The sequence below is a fragment of the Kribbella sp. VKM Ac-2568 genome, from assembly GCF_004345365.1.
GTDB lineage: Bacteria > Actinomycetota > Actinomycetes > Propionibacteriales > Kribbellaceae > Kribbella > Kribbella orskensis.
Map to the genome: position 1 here is coordinate 72,257 of NZ_SLVF01000013.1, position 13,697 is coordinate 85,953.

Here is a 13,697-nt window from a genome sequence, read left to right on the forward strand (position 1 = left end):
GCACGCCGCAGGCCCGGGCCGGTGCTCCACGACTGTGATCGACTGCTGGCTCGACGATCCAGGGAGGCAGGATGAGCGACACCGCGGCCAAGACCACCGAAGACCGTCCTGAGCTGAAACGGGTGATGGGACCGGGCCTGCTCCTGCTCTTCGTGGTCGGCGACATCCTCGGCACCGGCGTCTACGCGCTGACCGGCAAGGTGGCAGGCGAGGTCGGTGGCGCCGTCTGGCTGCCGTTCCTGTGCGCCTTCATCGTGGCGATGCTGACGGCAACGAGTTACCTCGAGCTGGTGACGAAGTACCCGAAGGCCGGTGGCGCCGCGGTCTACACGCACAAGGCGTTCGGCATCCACTTCCTCACCTTCCTGCTCACTTTCGCGGTGATGTGCTCGGGCCTGACGTCGGCCTCCAGCGCCTCCAAGGCGTTCGCGGCGAACTTCTTCTCGGCGGTGAAGATCGACCCGGACCGCGGCTCGGTGCTGATGATCACCGCACTGGCGTTCATGGCGTTGATTGCCCTGGTCAACCTTCGGGGCGTCGGCGAGAGCGTCAAGGCGAACGTCGTACTGACCCTGGTCGAGCTGTCCGGTCTGCTGATCGTGATCGCGATCGGCGCCTGGGCGCTGTCCAACGGCGACGGCGACACCGCCCGGCTGACCGAGTTCAACACCCCGGACGGCGAGTCGCCGTTCGGCGCCGTCACCGCGGCGACCGCGCTCGCGTTCTTCGCGATGGTCGGCTTCGAGGACTCCGTCAACATGGCCGAGGAGACGAAGGACCCGGTCAAGATCTTCCCGAAGATCATGCTGATCGGCCTCACCATCACCGGCGTCATCTACGTGCTGGTCGCGATCTCGGCCGTCGCGCTCGTCTCGCCGGAGGAGCTCAACAAGGGCGCCACCCCGCTGCTGAAGGTGGTCCAGGCCGGCGCGCCGGACTTCCCGCTGCAGATCTTCGCCTGGATCACGATGTTCGCGGTGGCGAACTCGGCGCTGATCAACATGCTGATGGCCAGCCGCCTGCTCTACGGCATGTCGCACGAGAAGGTGCTGCCGGGTCCGCTCGGCCGCATCCTGCACAAGCGCCGTACTCCGTGGGTCGCGATCCTGTTCACCACGCTGCTGGCGTTCCTCCTGATCGGGTACGCCGACCTCACCGCCCTGGGTGGTACGACGGCCTTGCTGCTGCTGTGCGTGTTCGCGATAGTCAACGTCGCGGTGCTCGTGCTGCGCCGCGACAAGGTGGAGCACAAGCACTTCCGCGCGCCGACCGCGTTGCCGATCCTGGGCTGCATCCTCTGCGTCTACCTGGCCAGCCCACTGTCCGGCCGGGCCTCGGACGACTACAAGATCGCCGGCTGGCTGATGGTGATCGGCGTCGGTCTCTGGGCGATCACCTGGCTGCTGAACAAATACGTCTTCAAGCGCAAGTCCGACTTCGACCCGAGCCACCTCGACTCGAGCGGCCCGGTCAACTGATCTTCGTGGGATGGGTCGTCGTCGCCGTCCGGCGGAGCGAGGGCTGGGCGGCGAGGACGACGGTGCCGAGGGCGACCAGTCCGAGGGCTACGGCGATCCAGCCGAGCGCGCGGTAGTTGGCGCCGGCGTCGATGGCGAGGCCGCCGAGCCAGGGTCCGATGGTGATGCCGACGTTGAACGACGAGAAGTTGACCGCGGTTGCCAGCGTCGGCGCCTCCTCGGCCAGGCTGAACACCCGGGCGTTCAGCGCCGGGTTGGTGGCGAACCCGAAACCGCCGAGCAGGAAGATCGCGCCGACGGCGACCACCGGCACCGACGCCCAGATCGCCAGCACGGCCGAGAGCGCGACCACCCCGGTGATCCCGACCGACAACGTCCGGAACGGGGTGGCGTCGGCATTCCGGCCGCCGATGGTGATCCCGATCAGCGAGCCCACGCCGTACAGGGCGAGGACGGCGGGGACCGCGCCGGACGGGAGACCGGTCGTCTCGGTGAGCAGGGGAGCGAGGTAGCTGAAGATGACCAGGATCGCGGCGGTGACCAGGGCGGTGGTGCAGTACGACAGCCACAGCCGGGGGTTCCACATCCCGCGGAGCTCGGAGATCATCCGGGGCGCGGTGTCGGGATCAGGACGAACGGGCGGGATCGTGGCGAGCACTCCCACCATCGCCAGGACCGACATCAACGCCACCGCCCAGAACGCCGCCTGCCAACCGAGGTGCTGACCGATCACCGTGCCCGCCGGGAGGCCGACGATGGTCGCGATGGTCAGGCCGCCGGCGACCACGCTCATCGCCCGGGCCCGGCTGTTCACCGGCACCAGCCCGACCGCCGTGACGGCGGCCACCGCCCAGAACCCGGCGTACACGAAGGCGCCGACGACGCGGGTGGCGAGCAGTACGGCGTAGTCCTGCGTGAGCGCGCCCGCGACGTGGGTGAGTGCGAAGATCGCCAGGAACACGAGCAGCGAGGTACGGCGGGGCCAGCGCAGGGTGACCACGGCCAGGATCGGAGCGCCGAGCAGCATGCCCACCGCGAAGGCGGAGATCAGCAGACCGGCGGCGGGGATCGACACGTCCAGGTCCGTGGCGAGCTCGGGCAGCAGGCCCGCGAGCATCAGCTCGGACGTGCCCTGGGCGAAGATGGCGAGCCCGAGGACGTAGACGGCGATCGGCAACGCGAATCCCCCTCCGGAACTGCGGTGTTTGGCCGGGCGGTGTTCGCGACCGGCCTCCCAGTGTGTCGGACACAGGCCCGACACGCACGGCCACAGTGGGATCACTCACCGCTGTTGCAGCTATTGACATCGGGCCGGCCGCTTGACACGCCGCCGGGAAACGCCGATCGGCCGGGGTCGTTTGGCCGGATCGGGCATGGTTGAGACATGAGTTCCCCGACTCCCGCGCGGCGCGCCAGCAGCGTCGTGGATGGCGCGAAGATCAGCAGCGGAGTGAAGCTGCTGGTCCTGCTCGTCGGGCTGATGTGGGTGAGCGAAGTCGTCGACACCGCGCTGAACGGCGAGCTCGATCAGTACGGGATCATCGCCCGGCAGCCGGACGGTCTGTTCGGCATCATCACCGCGCCGTTCCTGCACATGGGCTTCGGGCATCTCATCTCGAACACGCTGCCGCTGGTCACACTGGGCCTGCTGATCGCGGTCAGCGGGGCGAAGCGGCTGGCCGCCGTGACGGCCATCATCGTCACCCTCGGCGGCTTCGGCACCTGGCTGATCTCGCCACCGAACACGATCACGATCGGCGCCAGCGGACTGGTCTTCGGGTACGCCGCCTATCTGATCGCGCGCGGCATCTTCAACCGCCGGATCAGCCAGGTGCTGATCGGCGTGGTCGTCGTCCTGGTCTGGGGGAGCGCCCTGCTCAGCGGTCTGCTCCCGCAGGACGGCATCTCCTGGCAGGGCCACCTCTTCGGCGGCATCGCCGGCATCTTCGCCGCCTGGGTCCTCGCCGACGACCGCCCGAAACACACCGCCTCGCCACGCGTCTGAGCCCACCGCTCGAACTGCTCCCGCCTCGTCCCGCAGGGGATTGTGAATCGGGTTTGACTGGCTCGAGTTCGTGTTGTTCGCTTGCGCGGTGCCGACTCTGCGGATCGAACAGCCGAGTGACGACGCCGGCCTCGAACAGTGGCGCCACGTCCACAACACGATCATCCCGACGGACCCGCTGTCCCTCGACGAGGTCCGCGAACGCGTCCGGCGCAACCGTCTCGCCGTCGCTTACGCCGGCGACGAACTGGTCGGCTGCTCGACCGTCCGCCCCCCGAACGACGAGACGCCCGCGGCGACGGTGATCGTCCGCGTTCTCCCGGCCCACCGCCGCCAGGGCCTCGGCGAGCAGTTCTACGAGCACGAGCTGGCCGAGGCGAGGAAGCTCGACGCCGACGGGATCGAGACCATCATCCTCGCGTCCAACACCGACGGACTCCGGTTCGCCGAGTCGCACGGCTTCGTCGAGTTCGAGCGCTATGTCCTGCCGGGAGACACCATCCCTTTCATCACGCTGCGTCTCGCCTGACCCAGGTCAGCCCAGCGTCGAAGGATCTGTGTTCGCCCCACAGATGACCGCGACGACCCGCTCGCCGTCCACCGGCTGGTAGGCGCCGCTCAGCAACGCCGCGTAGCTCACCGCCGCGCCATGCTCGACCGCAAGGTGGTACTCGTGCCACAACTCGTTGCGCGCAGCAACGATGGCGTCCTCGTCGACGAGCACCGACCGCACGGAGTTGGCCTTGACCGCCTCGAACGCGAGCTCTCCCAATCTGCGGGCACCGAGCGAGTCAGCCGCCAGACCACCCACCTGTACGTCGACCCGTTCGCCGGCCGCCAGCGTCCGGGCGAGCGTGGGAGCCAGTTCGGGCTCGACCGCCACCACCTTGGCGCGGTCGCCGATCGCGGTGGAGATCCCGGCGATCAGCCCGCCTCCACCCACCGCGACGAGCACCGTGTCGAAGTCATCGAGGTCCTCGAGCAGTTCCAGCCCGATCGTTCCCTGCCCGGCGACGACCTCCGGCTGGTCGAAGGCGTGCACCAGCAAGGCCCCGGACTCCTCACACGCCACCGCCGCGGCCTCGTACGCCTCGGCGTACTCGTTGCCGACCTGCACCACGTCCGCGTCGAGCGTCCGCAGCCGGGCCACCTTCGGGGCGGGCGCGTTCACGGGAACGAAGATCCGCGCCGGCACCCCGAGCTCGCGTGCGGCATAGGCGGCCGCGAGCCCGGCGTTGCCACCCGACGCGGCAACGACGCCCTGGCCCGTGAGCAGGCCCTGCTCCTTGGCCGAGAGCAGCCGGTTGAACGCGCCGCGCGGCTTGAACGACCCGACGTGCTGCAGGAGTTCCAGCTTGAGCGTCAGCGTCGGCGAAACCTGCAGCACCGGCGTACGGCGTACCCGGCCGGCGATCCGCGTGGCGGCGCGCTGAACATCCTCACGAGTCACAGTCATGCCTCAACCCTGCCACGCCCCTTACAACCACGATCCACCGGTGGCTCGGGTGAGTGCCGGTTCAGACCCGGGCGGCTCGCGTGGTGGGCTGTTGCGGGGATGCTGGATGGGTAAGACTGCCGGTGGCTTCATCGCGAGACGGAGGCATGCAGATGGGTACGTACGACGAGACCTACCGCCGCAGCCTGGCGGATCCCGAGGGCTTCTGGCTGGAGGCGGCCGGCGCGATCTCCTGGACGCGACCACCGACCCGTGCGCTGGACGACTCGGCCGCGCCGCTCTACCGGTGGTTCCCGGACGGCGAGCTCAACACGTCGTACAACGCGCTCGACCGGCACGTCGAGGCCGGCAACGGCGACCGCACCGCGCTGATCTACGACTCGCCGGTCACCGGGACGACTCGCAGCTACACCTACGGCGAACTGCGGGACCAGGTCGCGCTCTTCGCGGGCGCGCTCAAGGAGCTGGGAGTCGGCAAGGGCGATCGGGTGATCGGGTACCTGCCGATGGTGCCCGAGGCCGTCATCACGATGCTCGCCTGCGCCCGGCTCGGGGCGATCCACTCGGTCGTGTTCGGCGGGTTCGCGCCGAAAGAACTGGCCGCCCGGATCGACGACGCGACGCCGAAGGTGATCGTGGCGGCGTCCTGTGGGATCGAGCCGACGCGGGTGGTCGAGTACAAGCCGATCATCGACGCCGCCCTCGCGCTCGCCACCCATCAGCCGGAGCACACCGTGCTGCTGCAGCGCGAGATCGCGCCGGGGAAACTCGGAGAGCGCGATCTCGACTGGGAAACCGCGATCTCCGGGGTGACGCCGGTCGAGCCGGAGCCCGTGGCAGCCACCGATCCGCTGTACATCCTCTACACCTCCGGCACGACCGGGAAGCCGAAGGGCGTAGTCCGCGACAACGGTGGTCACGCGGTCGCGCTGGCTTGGACGATGGGCGCGGTCTATGGCATCGGCCCGGGTGACGTCTGGTGGACTGCCTCCGACGTCGGCTGGGTCGTCGGCCACTCTTACATCGTGTACGCGCCCCTGCTCGTCGGTGCGACCACAGTCCTCTACGAAGGAAAGCCGGTCGGTACTCCGGACGCCGGCGCCTTCTGGCGGGTGATCTCGCAGCACGGCGTGAAAGCGCTCTTCACCGCTCCGACCGCATTCCGCGCGATCAAGAAGGTCGATCCCGACGGCGGCGAAATCGCGAAGTACGACCTCGGCCGGTTCCAGACGCTCTTCCTGGCCGGGGAACGCCTCGACCCGGAGACGTACCACTGGGCGCACGACAAGCTCGGCGTACCGGTCGTCGATCACTGGTGGCAGACGGAGACCGGCTGGCCGATCGTCGCCAACCCGCGCGGGCTCGAGCCGCTGCCGGTGAAGCCCGGGTCGGCGACGGTGCCGCTGCCGGGGTGGGACGTGCAGATCCTCGACGCCGGGGGCGTTCAGCAGGCCGCGGGGGAGGAGGGGGCGATCGCGATCAAGCTGCCGCTCCCGCCGGGTGCGCTGCCGACGCTGTGGGGCGACGACCAGCGCTACATCGACAACTACCTGAGCCGGTACGACGGGTACTACCTGACGGGTGACTCCGGCTACATCGATGCCGACGGCTATGTCTTCGTGATGGGGCGGACCGACGACGTCATCAACGTCGCCGGCCACCGTCTGTCCACCGGGAGCATGGAGGCTGTGCTCGCCGCCCATCCAGCGGTCGCGGAGTGCGCCGTGATCGGGGTCCACGACGCACTCAAGGGACAGTTGCCGCGCGGACTCGTCGTACTCAAGGCCGGTGTCACCATCGACCCGGAGACCTTGCGGGACGAACTGGTCGCCGCCGTACGCCGCGACATCGGCCCGGTCGCGGCCTTCCGGGAGGTCTCGGTCGTCGAGGCCCTGCCGAAGACCAGATCGGGCAAGATCCTCCGCAAGACCATGCGCGGTATCGCCGACGGCCGCGACGAGCCCGTCCCCTCCACCATCGAGGACGCGACCGTGCTCGAGACCCTACGCCCGATCCTCCGGCACTCCGACTGACAGCGACGAGAGGAAACCTCATGGGCAAGGCAATCATGGGTTGCGCGGCGGTGTCGGCCGACGGCTACATCGCTGACGACGATGGCCCCAGGCGGGCAGGCACTGCGGCTCGGTCTGATCGACCAGATCGTGATGAACGTCGTGCCCGTCGTGTTCGGTGGCGGTAGGCCGTTCTTCGGCGCCATGAAACCCGGCGACAACGTCACGCTCGGCAACCCGTCCCGCGTGGCCCAAGGCAACCGTGTCACGCATCTGCTCTACGGCGTCGAACACTGATCATGGACACAGCGAACCTGCAGGACGTCAGACCATCAGGGAGATGACCGTGCGCACCTTGCTCGTCGGACTCCGCGTCACCGACCTGGATCGCTCCCGCGGGTTCTACCAGGCACTCGGCTACATCGTCGTCGGAACCGTTCCCGACACCCCTTTCGGCTCCCTGACCATGCTCCAGTTGCCGGACGACCCGTTCGTCACCGTCGAACTCGCGCACGACCCCGCCCGGCCGGTCACCGATACCGGCGGCCTCAACCACCTCGCCATCCAGACGGACGACCTGCACGCCACCATCGCCACCCTGGCCGCCCACGGCATCCAGACCGATCCGGCGCGGCCGACCGCCGGTCCCGACGAGCCGCTGGTCACGATGGTGCGCGACCCCGACGGCTACCTGGTCGAGCTCGTCCAATGGCCGGAAGGACACGCCGTCGGAATGACCGCCGAGGACTTCAGGAGCGGGTGACGGTTGAATTCCGATCCCGGTGCCCAGGGGGACGCCGGGGCCCGGGCCCTCACGGTCGGGCGGGCGGTGACCTAGGCTCGGGAGCATGCGAGTCGTGATAGCTGGTGGACATGGACAGATCGCCCTGCGGCTGACGAAGATCCTGGCCGCTGACGGGCACGAGGTGGTCGGACTGGTGCGGAACCCCGCGCACGAGGCCGACATTGCCGCGGCGGGCGGCGAGGCCGCAGTACTGGATCTCGAGAAGGCCGACCGCGACTCGGTCGTCGCGGTGCTGTCCGGCGCCGACGTCGCGATCTTCTCCGCCGGTGCGGGCCCGGGTAGCGGGGTCGAGCGCAAGGAGACGGTCGACAAGGGCGCCGCAGTACTGCTGGCGGATGCGGCCGAGCGGGCCGGAGTACGGCGGCACCTGCAGGTCAGCTCGATGGGCGCGGACAACTTCGGCGACCTGGACCCGAACGACCAGTTCACGATCTACCTGCGGGCGAAGAAGGCGGCCGAGGACGATCTGCGGTCCCGGGACCTGGACTGGACGGTCCTGCGGCCGGGTGGGCTCACCAACGACCCGGGCACCGGCAAGGTGCTGCTCGACGACAAGACCGGGTACGGCCGGATCAGCCGTGACGACGTGGCGCTCGTGCTGGCCGGACTCTGCTCGAATCCCGCCTCGATCGGCCGCACGCTGGAACTGATCGCCGGCGACACCCCGATCGACGAGGCCCTGAACAACCTCGCAGGCTGATCTTCTGAAGCTGACCCTTTACGTTGCCGATGGCAACAGATTGTGATGGACATGGGCGACGACTCTCTCCGCCAGGTGCAGTTCGAGCGCACGGCCAACAACAAGTACGAGGTGCGCAACGTGCGCGGCGGCAGCATCTCGGTGGGATCCGGCAGTGACACCGACTTCACCCCGGTGGAGCTGTTCCTGGCCTCGATCGGCGTCTGCTCGGCGATCGACGTGGACACGGTGACCACCCGCCGGGCCGAGCCGGCCGAGTTCCGCGCGGTGGTCCGCGGCGACAAGCTCCGCGACCCCGAGCAGGGCAACCGGATGGAGGACCTCGTGGTCGAGTTCACCATCCGCTTCCCCGAGGGCGAGGACGGCGACAAGGCGCGCGAGGCGCTGCCGCGCGCGCTGAAGATGTCGCACGACCGGCTCTGCACGGTCAGCCGCACGGTGGAGATCGGTACGCCGGTCACCGCCCGGCTGGTCGACGAGACGGAGTGAGCATGCAGTTCCTGCTGCTGATCTGCGCCGACGTCTCACTCGTCCCCGACGACGCCTTCGCGAAGGGCTGCGAGGGCTGGACCGAGGAGATGCTCGAACGCGGAGTCCTCAAGGACGGCGGCACCGGGCTGCACGCACCCGCGAGTGCCCGGACCGTCCGGGTCCGGCCGACGGAGGAAGGCGACGAGGTGTCGATCACCGACGGCCCGTTCGCCGAGACCAAGGAACTGATCGGCGGCACCTGCATCCTCGAGTGCGACACCCTGGACGAAGCCGTAGCCCACGCCGCCCACCACCCCTCAGCCCGCTACGGCGCCATAGAAGTCCGCCCCATCTGGGACCCCAGCACCCCCGCCCCGTGGAGCTAAGCCCAGCCTCATGGGCCTGACCCCAGCCCCACCACCACCGGCCTGAAGATCAGCGGCGCAATCGTCGACGATGTGGAGTCCGCCGGCATCACGATGCCGGAGTACGTGAAGCCGGCCGCAGTGGTACGAGCGGCGACCTCGAACACCCAAGCGGGACCTGGGACACCCAAGCGGGACCTTGAACACCCAAGCGGGACCTTCAACACCCAAGCGGGACCTGGGGCACCCCATTTCCTGTCCGAGGTCCCCGGATGGTGACCGGACCCATCACGAGGGCTCGGGCCCGCGAGACAGGTGCTGTTGCTGAGTGCTGGCGGTCCGCTTGAACAGCTGCACCGGATGAGCCTGGAGCATCAGCGGCTCCTGGCGGAGTCGACGAACCGGGCCGTCTTGGTGAACGCCTATCTGCCAAGCGAGGTGGGCACTTCCTCGCACCTAAGCGGGTGGGGTGAGGAATTCTCGGACTCCGCGGAGGTGGGTTTTGAGGAGGTCTTGGGTTTTCGTGCTGTCCAGGCGGATGTCCGAGGGGTTCGAGCCGGTGGGGAGCTTCGTCGGGTCGAGCCCTTCGTGTACTGCGATCAACTGGCCGAGTTCGTGGCGGCTGACCGCGTCTGCTCCACCGACATGCGCGATACCGGCGTGACCTGACTCGAGTAGTTCGAGCAGTGCGCTGGCGAGATCGGTGACGTGGATGGGGCACCGGATGTTGTCGGTGTAGAGCGCCCCCGGCCCACCCTTGACGAGCCCCCGCACCCATCGCTCGATCCGCCCGCCACCGACGATGAGGGAAGTGCGGGCGATCACCGCGGTCGGATCGATCGCGCGTACGGCGGTCTCGGCCGCCGCCTTCGCAGCGCCGTACGGCGTGATGGGATCCGGGACCGCCTCCTCGCCGTACGGGCTGTCCTTCCCGGAGAACAACGCGTCACTCGACACATGCACCAGCCGGATCCCACGCGCCGCGATCGCTACGTTCGCCGCCCCGTCGGCCGTCGTCACCCAGTCAGACTGGAGATAGGCCGTATGGATGATCGCGTCCGGCCGCACCTCCTGCACGGCAGCCTCCACCTCATCCCGCCGCCGCACATCGACCCGCACCCCACCGTCCACCGGCACACTGTTGTAACAAGCAACAACCTCATGCCGCGCAACCCGCCGGATCTCCCGCCCCAACTCCCCGGACCCCCCGGTCACCAGAATCCTCATCTGCTGCTCAGCTCCTGGAATCGGGCCCGAAGCTCCAGAGCCGATTCGCCGAGCAGGTATGAGGTGAGAACCAGCTCCAGGAGAGCGCCGTCGTACTCGTCGTCAGCCTTCTTGTAGCGCTCCGGAGAGCGCTCCACTACGGCGCTGACGATGCGCCGGCCGCCGTCGGTGACCGGCGCGAGGGTGACCTCATAGATACAGAAGCCGGTCCAGCTGCGGTGCAGGAAGAGGACGTCCCCCTCAGCGACGACATCCCACTTCTCCTCCATGCTCCCGGACTCGTGGCCGAGCTCGAGCGTGGCCCAGTCCTCAGCTGACCAGATGCGCTCCGGCAATGCCGGCAACGGTTGCGGGGCAACGATCGGGAGGAGCGGGTGGGTGAACGAAGACCGAGTGACACGCTGGCGGGCATGCATGAGGTGATCCTAGGGCGGGTGGTTTCAGGGGTGGAGGGTGTGGCGGGTCAGATGCCAGCCAGGGGTACGGGTAGAGCGACGGACTTCGGGGGCGGTGCGAATCTTGCGTGGGGACGTCCAGGACTGGGACGGTTTGTGAAGGGTCCAGCCGGCGCCGATGGTGATCGCCGCGTGCTGGACCAGGCGGTCGGCGTCACGCCAGACAAGTACGGTGCCCGGTACGTCGTCCCGCCCGCCGCGGGTGGTGTTGTCGGCCAGCCACTGGTCGAAGGGCTCCCGCTGCATCCAGGTGTCAGCCGCTCCATCGACACCCGCGGCCGCCATCACCGTGCCGAAGCAGTTCGGCCCGCTGCCGTCGGGGAACGTGCCGGCCAGTTCGCGAGCGCGCGGCAGGAGCGGTGCTGCCAACGCCCAAACAGACTCCGGTACTTCGCGGTGGTGGCTCGGGCCGAGGGCTTCGCTCACGATGCGAGGCAATACGTCGGCGGCCGAGTCCCGCAGCAGCGACTTCCACCAGACGAAGCGATGCCCGTCGGCCTGCAGGCGGATCTCCGGCCCGAATACGTCGCGCCACGCCCTGACGGTCGGCACACTCCCACGCTCATGGACCACCTGCGCTCTCACCAGGCCGGCCCGGGTAGTGCGCGGCAGATCCATGAAGGTCGACTCGTCCAGCCAGACGGACCTCAGCCGCCCGTCGACGCCGTACGAGTGATACGTATCCCGCTGCTGACGGTCAGGCTCGGTGTCATCCTGCGCCAGGCCCCATAGAGCGATCTGCTTGGCGGTCAGGTAGAACGGCTGCCGATCCGGCGCGAGCCACCCGATCCACTGGTGAAGGAGTGCGGGGGAGACCTCGATCCCGAGGACCTCCATCAGAGCTCCGGCGGTGGCGCCTGCGGTCCGCGGTACGGTTGGGTCTCGCTGTAGACGAGGTTCGTCGTGGTGCTGCCGAACTCGGTCAGCTCGTTCACCAGGTGCTCCAGATGCGCCATCGACCCGGCCGCGACCTTCAACGTGTAGCAGTCGTCACCGGTGGTCCGCAGGCACTCGAGGATCTCGAACCGCTCGTCCAGCAGTTTGTGCAGAGGACCGTGCTTGTTGCCCGGATACTTCAGCCGTACTACGGCCAGCACGGGGAATCCCACCTTCGTCAGGTCCACGTCCGCGCGATAGCCGCTGATCACGCCGATCGACTCCAGCCGCTTCACCCGCTCGGTGGTCGCCGAGGCGCTGAGGTTCACCCGGCGGCCGAGCTCGGTCAGCGAGATCCGCCCGTCGTGTTGGACCTCGACCAGGATGGCCCAGTCGGTCGGATCGAGAGTCTCGGTCATTCGGCCAAGATACCGGGGAATCCACGGCCGAACACCCGCTTTTCGGCGAGGATTCTCTTCAACCAGGACGTTCCGGCTGGATAGCCTGATGGGCGTGGAAATCGGTGTGAACGTCCCCAACTTCGGCCCCGGAACCAACCCCGGCCGGCTCCGCGACTGGGCCCGCACGGTGGAAGGTCTCGGCTACGACCTGTTGATGGTGTCCGACCATGTCGCGGTGACACCCGACGTGGCGGAGCAGTACCCGGCGCCTTTCTACGAGCCCTTCACCACGTTGAGCTGGCTCGCCGGAGTCACCGGCACCATTCGCCTCGGGACCACCGTGCTCATCGCGCCGTACCGGCACCCGCTGCTGGTGGCACGGATGGCCGCCAACCTCAATCAGCTCAGCGGCGGCCGGCTCGTGCTGGGGATGGGCGTGGGTTGGGCGCGGCAGGAGTTCGTGGCGCTCGGCGTCGATTTCGCTCGTCGCGGGAAGCTCACCGACGAGCTTCTCCGCGACATCCGGAAGGCATGGGAGAACGACGCGGACTACCGTAGTGGCGACATCCCGATCTGGGTCGGCGGACGCGGGGACGCCGGACTCCGTCGTACGGTCCGGTACGGCGACGCGTGGCATCCGTTGCGCGAGCGGGTCGACTGGATGCGCGGCGCGCTCGATCGGCTGAAGGCGCTCGCGGACGAGGAAGGCCGGTCAGTCCCGGGATTCGCGCCACGGATCCTGCTGCGCTTGACGGACGAGCCGGTGGCTGACGACGTACGGGTCGCTGGTGAAGGCTCGATCGACCAGGTGATGGGGGATCTCGACGAACTCCGCCTGCTCGGCGCGGAGGCCGTCGTACTGGATCCGTTCGTCGGCGACCCGGCGGAGACCGAGCGTCCCGAACAAGCATGGCAGGCGCTCGCGACCGTCGCGGCCGCCTGGAAACAGTCGAGACATCAATGATGGGAGCAGCAGTGACAGCACGGGATGACCTCCTGCGGCGGGCGATCGAGCTCGCGGCAACGGCCCGTAAATCCGGCAATCCGCCCTTCGGCTCGCTACTCGCCGGACCCGACGGCACGGTGATCGCCGAGGACCACAACACCTCGATCACGGACAACGACATCAGCGCCCATCCCGAGCTCAAGCTCGCCAAGTGGGCCGCGGCCAACCTGGATCCGGAGACGGCAGCCGGCACGACCATGTACACCAGTTGCCAGCCGTGCGGCATGTGCGCCGGCGCGATCGAACGTTCCGGCCTGGGCCACGTCGTCTACGCCCTGTCCGGCGAGCAGTTGAACGCCCTCAAGTCCGGCGGTCCGTTCCCCGCGGTCCCACAGGAAGGCCCGAACCTGTACGACGAGGCACGCGTCCCGGTGGACGGCTACTACAACTGACCTCTCTCACCCGGTGGACCCCAGGGTGGGTGAACTCGCCTGGGGACC

General features: G+C 68.5%; 17 protein-coding genes. 11 read left to right on the plus strand and 6 right to left on the minus strand.

All coding sequences use genetic code 11. The features are described from left to right. Positions 1-71: 71 nt before the first annotated feature. Positions 72-1,478 (plus strand): APC family permease, encoded by a 1,407-nt coding sequence (locus tag EV648_RS32425; RefSeq protein ID WP_132298932.1) that lies wholly within the window; start codon positions 72-74, stop codon positions 1,476-1,478. Here EV648_RS32425 and EV648_RS32430 read toward each other — a convergent pair. After that, positions 1,471-2,655, minus strand: a complete 1,185-nt coding sequence (locus EV648_RS32430) for a Cmx/CmrA family chloramphenicol efflux MFS transporter (protein WP_132298933.1) — start codon at positions 2,653-2,655, stop codon at positions 1,471-1,473. The genes EV648_RS32425 and EV648_RS32430 overlap by 8 nt on opposite strands. A 207-nt stretch (positions 2,656-2,862) precedes the next feature. On the opposite strand from EV648_RS32430, the gene EV648_RS32435 reads away from it, so the two are divergent. Both EV648_RS32435 and EV648_RS32440 read left to right on the plus strand, forming a co-directional pair. After that, the gene (locus EV648_RS32435; RefSeq protein ID WP_132298934.1) at positions 2,863-3,483 is read left to right on the plus strand and encodes a rhomboid family intramembrane serine protease; all 621 of its coding nucleotides are present in this window, start codon (positions 2,863-2,865) and stop codon (positions 3,481-3,483) included. An 88-nt stretch (positions 3,484-3,571) separates the two neighbouring features. Beyond that, positions 3,572-4,012 (plus strand): GNAT family N-acetyltransferase, encoded by a 441-nt coding sequence (locus EV648_RS32440; RefSeq protein ID WP_132298935.1) that lies wholly within the window; start codon positions 3,572-3,574, stop codon positions 4,010-4,012. A 6-nt stretch (positions 4,013-4,018) separates the two neighbouring features. Here EV648_RS32440 and EV648_RS32445 read toward each other — a convergent pair whose 3' ends face one another. Further along, complete coding sequence (locus EV648_RS32445) at positions 4,019-4,939, minus strand: threonine/serine dehydratase (RefSeq protein WP_132298936.1); 921 nt, start codon at positions 4,937-4,939, stop codon at positions 4,019-4,021. Between the two features lie 152 nt (positions 4,940-5,091). On the opposite strand from EV648_RS32445, the gene EV648_RS32450 reads away from it, so the two are divergent. The 6 genes from EV648_RS32450 to EV648_RS32475 all read left to right on the plus strand — a co-directional run bounded on the left by EV648_RS32450 (position 5,092) and on the right by EV648_RS32475 (position 9,313). Then, positions 5,092-6,972 carry a propionyl-CoA synthetase gene (locus EV648_RS32450; RefSeq protein WP_132298937.1) on the plus strand — a complete coding sequence of 627 codons (1,881 nt, stop codon included), beginning with the start codon at positions 5,092-5,094 and terminating at the stop codon, positions 6,970-6,972. An 81-nt stretch (positions 6,973-7,053) separates the two neighbouring features. Further along, positions 7,054-7,248: a hypothetical protein gene (locus EV648_RS32455; protein WP_132298938.1), complete on the plus strand. Its 195-nt coding sequence runs from the start codon at positions 7,054-7,056 to the stop codon at positions 7,246-7,248. Between the two features lie 43 nt (positions 7,249-7,291). Beyond that, positions 7,292-7,714 (plus strand): VOC family protein, encoded by a 423-nt coding sequence (locus tag EV648_RS32460; protein ID WP_132298939.1) that lies wholly within the window; start codon positions 7,292-7,294, stop codon positions 7,712-7,714. 85 nt (positions 7,715-7,799) lie between these two features. After that, positions 7,800-8,456 (plus strand): SDR family oxidoreductase, encoded by a 657-nt coding sequence (locus EV648_RS32465; RefSeq protein ID WP_132298940.1) that lies wholly within the window; start codon positions 7,800-7,802, stop codon positions 8,454-8,456. A gap of 51 nt (positions 8,457-8,507) precedes the next feature. Then, positions 8,508-8,945, plus strand: coding sequence for an OsmC family protein (locus EV648_RS32470; protein WP_132298941.1), 438 nt, complete (start codon positions 8,508-8,510; stop codon positions 8,943-8,945). A gap of 2 nt (positions 8,946-8,947) precedes the next feature. Then, on the plus strand, positions 8,948-9,313 hold the full coding sequence (locus EV648_RS32475) for a YciI family protein (protein ID WP_132298942.1): 366 nt from the start codon (positions 8,948-8,950) through the stop codon (positions 9,311-9,313). A gap of 435 nt (positions 9,314-9,748) precedes the next feature. Here EV648_RS32475 and EV648_RS32480 read toward each other — a convergent pair whose 3' ends face one another. The 4 genes from EV648_RS32480 to EV648_RS32495 are packed head-to-tail and all read right to left on the minus strand — an operon-like array spanning position 9,749 to position 12,269. After that, positions 9,749-10,519, minus strand: a complete 771-nt coding sequence (locus EV648_RS32480; protein WP_132298943.1) for a sugar nucleotide-binding protein — start codon at positions 10,517-10,519, stop codon at positions 9,749-9,751. Continuing rightward, entirely contained in the window at positions 10,516-10,935 is a 420-nt protein-coding gene (locus EV648_RS32485; protein WP_132298944.1) for a hypothetical protein, read from the minus strand. Before EV648_RS32485 ends, EV648_RS32480 begins: the two co-directional genes overlap by 4 nt. A gap of 24 nt (positions 10,936-10,959) precedes the next feature. Next, complete coding sequence (locus EV648_RS32490) at positions 10,960-11,811, minus strand: hypothetical protein (protein ID WP_132298945.1); 852 nt, start codon at positions 11,809-11,811, stop codon at positions 10,960-10,962. After that, positions 11,811-12,269, minus strand: coding sequence for an Lrp/AsnC family transcriptional regulator (locus tag EV648_RS32495; protein WP_132298946.1), 459 nt, complete (start codon positions 12,267-12,269; stop codon positions 11,811-11,813). The genes EV648_RS32490 and EV648_RS32495 overlap by 1 nt, the downstream gene beginning before the upstream one ends. 94 nt (positions 12,270-12,363) lie before the next feature. Between EV648_RS32495 and EV648_RS32500 the strand changes: the two genes are divergently transcribed. Both EV648_RS32500 and EV648_RS32505 read left to right on the plus strand, forming a co-directional pair. Continuing rightward, positions 12,364-13,215: an LLM class flavin-dependent oxidoreductase gene (locus EV648_RS32500; RefSeq protein ID WP_132298947.1), complete on the plus strand. Its 852-nt coding sequence runs from the start codon at positions 12,364-12,366 to the stop codon at positions 13,213-13,215. An 11-nt stretch (positions 13,216-13,226) separates the two neighbouring features. Further along, complete coding sequence (locus EV648_RS32505; RefSeq protein ID WP_132298948.1) at positions 13,227-13,649, plus strand: nucleoside deaminase; 423 nt, start codon at positions 13,227-13,229, stop codon at positions 13,647-13,649. Positions 13,650-13,697: the final 48 nt, after the last annotated feature.

Excerpts from the sequence above, each read along its gene's own strand:
- EV648_RS32490 (WP_132298945.1), bottom strand. The coding sequence starts at position 11,811 with ATGGAGGTCCTCGGGATCGAGGTCTCCCCCGCACTCCTTCACCAGTGG.
- EV648_RS32470 (WP_132298941.1), top strand. The coding sequence starts at position 8,508 with ATGGGCGACGACTCTCTCCGCCAGGTGCAGTTCGAGCGCACGGCCAAC.
- EV648_RS32485 (WP_132298944.1), bottom strand. The coding sequence starts at position 10,935 with ATGCATGCCCGCCAGCGTGTCACTCGGTCTTCGTTCACCCACCCGCTC.
- EV648_RS32435 (WP_132298934.1), top strand. The coding sequence starts at position 2,863 with ATGAGTTCCCCGACTCCCGCGCGGCGCGCCAGCAGCGTCGTGGATGGC.
- EV648_RS32460 (WP_132298939.1), top strand. The coding sequence starts at position 7,292 with ATGACCGTGCGCACCTTGCTCGTCGGACTCCGCGTCACCGACCTGGAT.
- EV648_RS32495 (WP_132298946.1), bottom strand. The coding sequence starts at position 12,269 with ATGACCGAGACTCTCGATCCGACCGACTGGGCCATCCTGGTCGAGGTC.
- EV648_RS32455 (WP_132298938.1), top strand. The coding sequence starts at position 7,054 with ATGGCCCCAGGCGGGCAGGCACTGCGGCTCGGTCTGATCGACCAGATC.
- EV648_RS32475 (WP_132298942.1), top strand. The coding sequence starts at position 8,948 with ATGCAGTTCCTGCTGCTGATCTGCGCCGACGTCTCACTCGTCCCCGAC.
- EV648_RS32465 (WP_132298940.1), top strand. The coding sequence starts at position 7,800 with ATGCGAGTCGTGATAGCTGGTGGACATGGACAGATCGCCCTGCGGCTG.
- EV648_RS32450 (WP_132298937.1), top strand. The coding sequence starts at position 5,092 with ATGGGTACGTACGACGAGACCTACCGCCGCAGCCTGGCGGATCCCGAG.
- EV648_RS32425 (WP_132298932.1), top strand. The coding sequence starts at position 72 with ATGAGCGACACCGCGGCCAAGACCACCGAAGACCGTCCTGAGCTGAAA.
- EV648_RS32480 (WP_132298943.1), bottom strand. The coding sequence starts at position 10,519 with ATGAGGATTCTGGTGACCGGGGGGTCCGGGGAGTTGGGGCGGGAGATC.
- EV648_RS32445 (WP_132298936.1), bottom strand. The coding sequence starts at position 4,939 with ATGACTGTGACTCGTGAGGATGTTCAGCGCGCCGCCACGCGGATCGCC.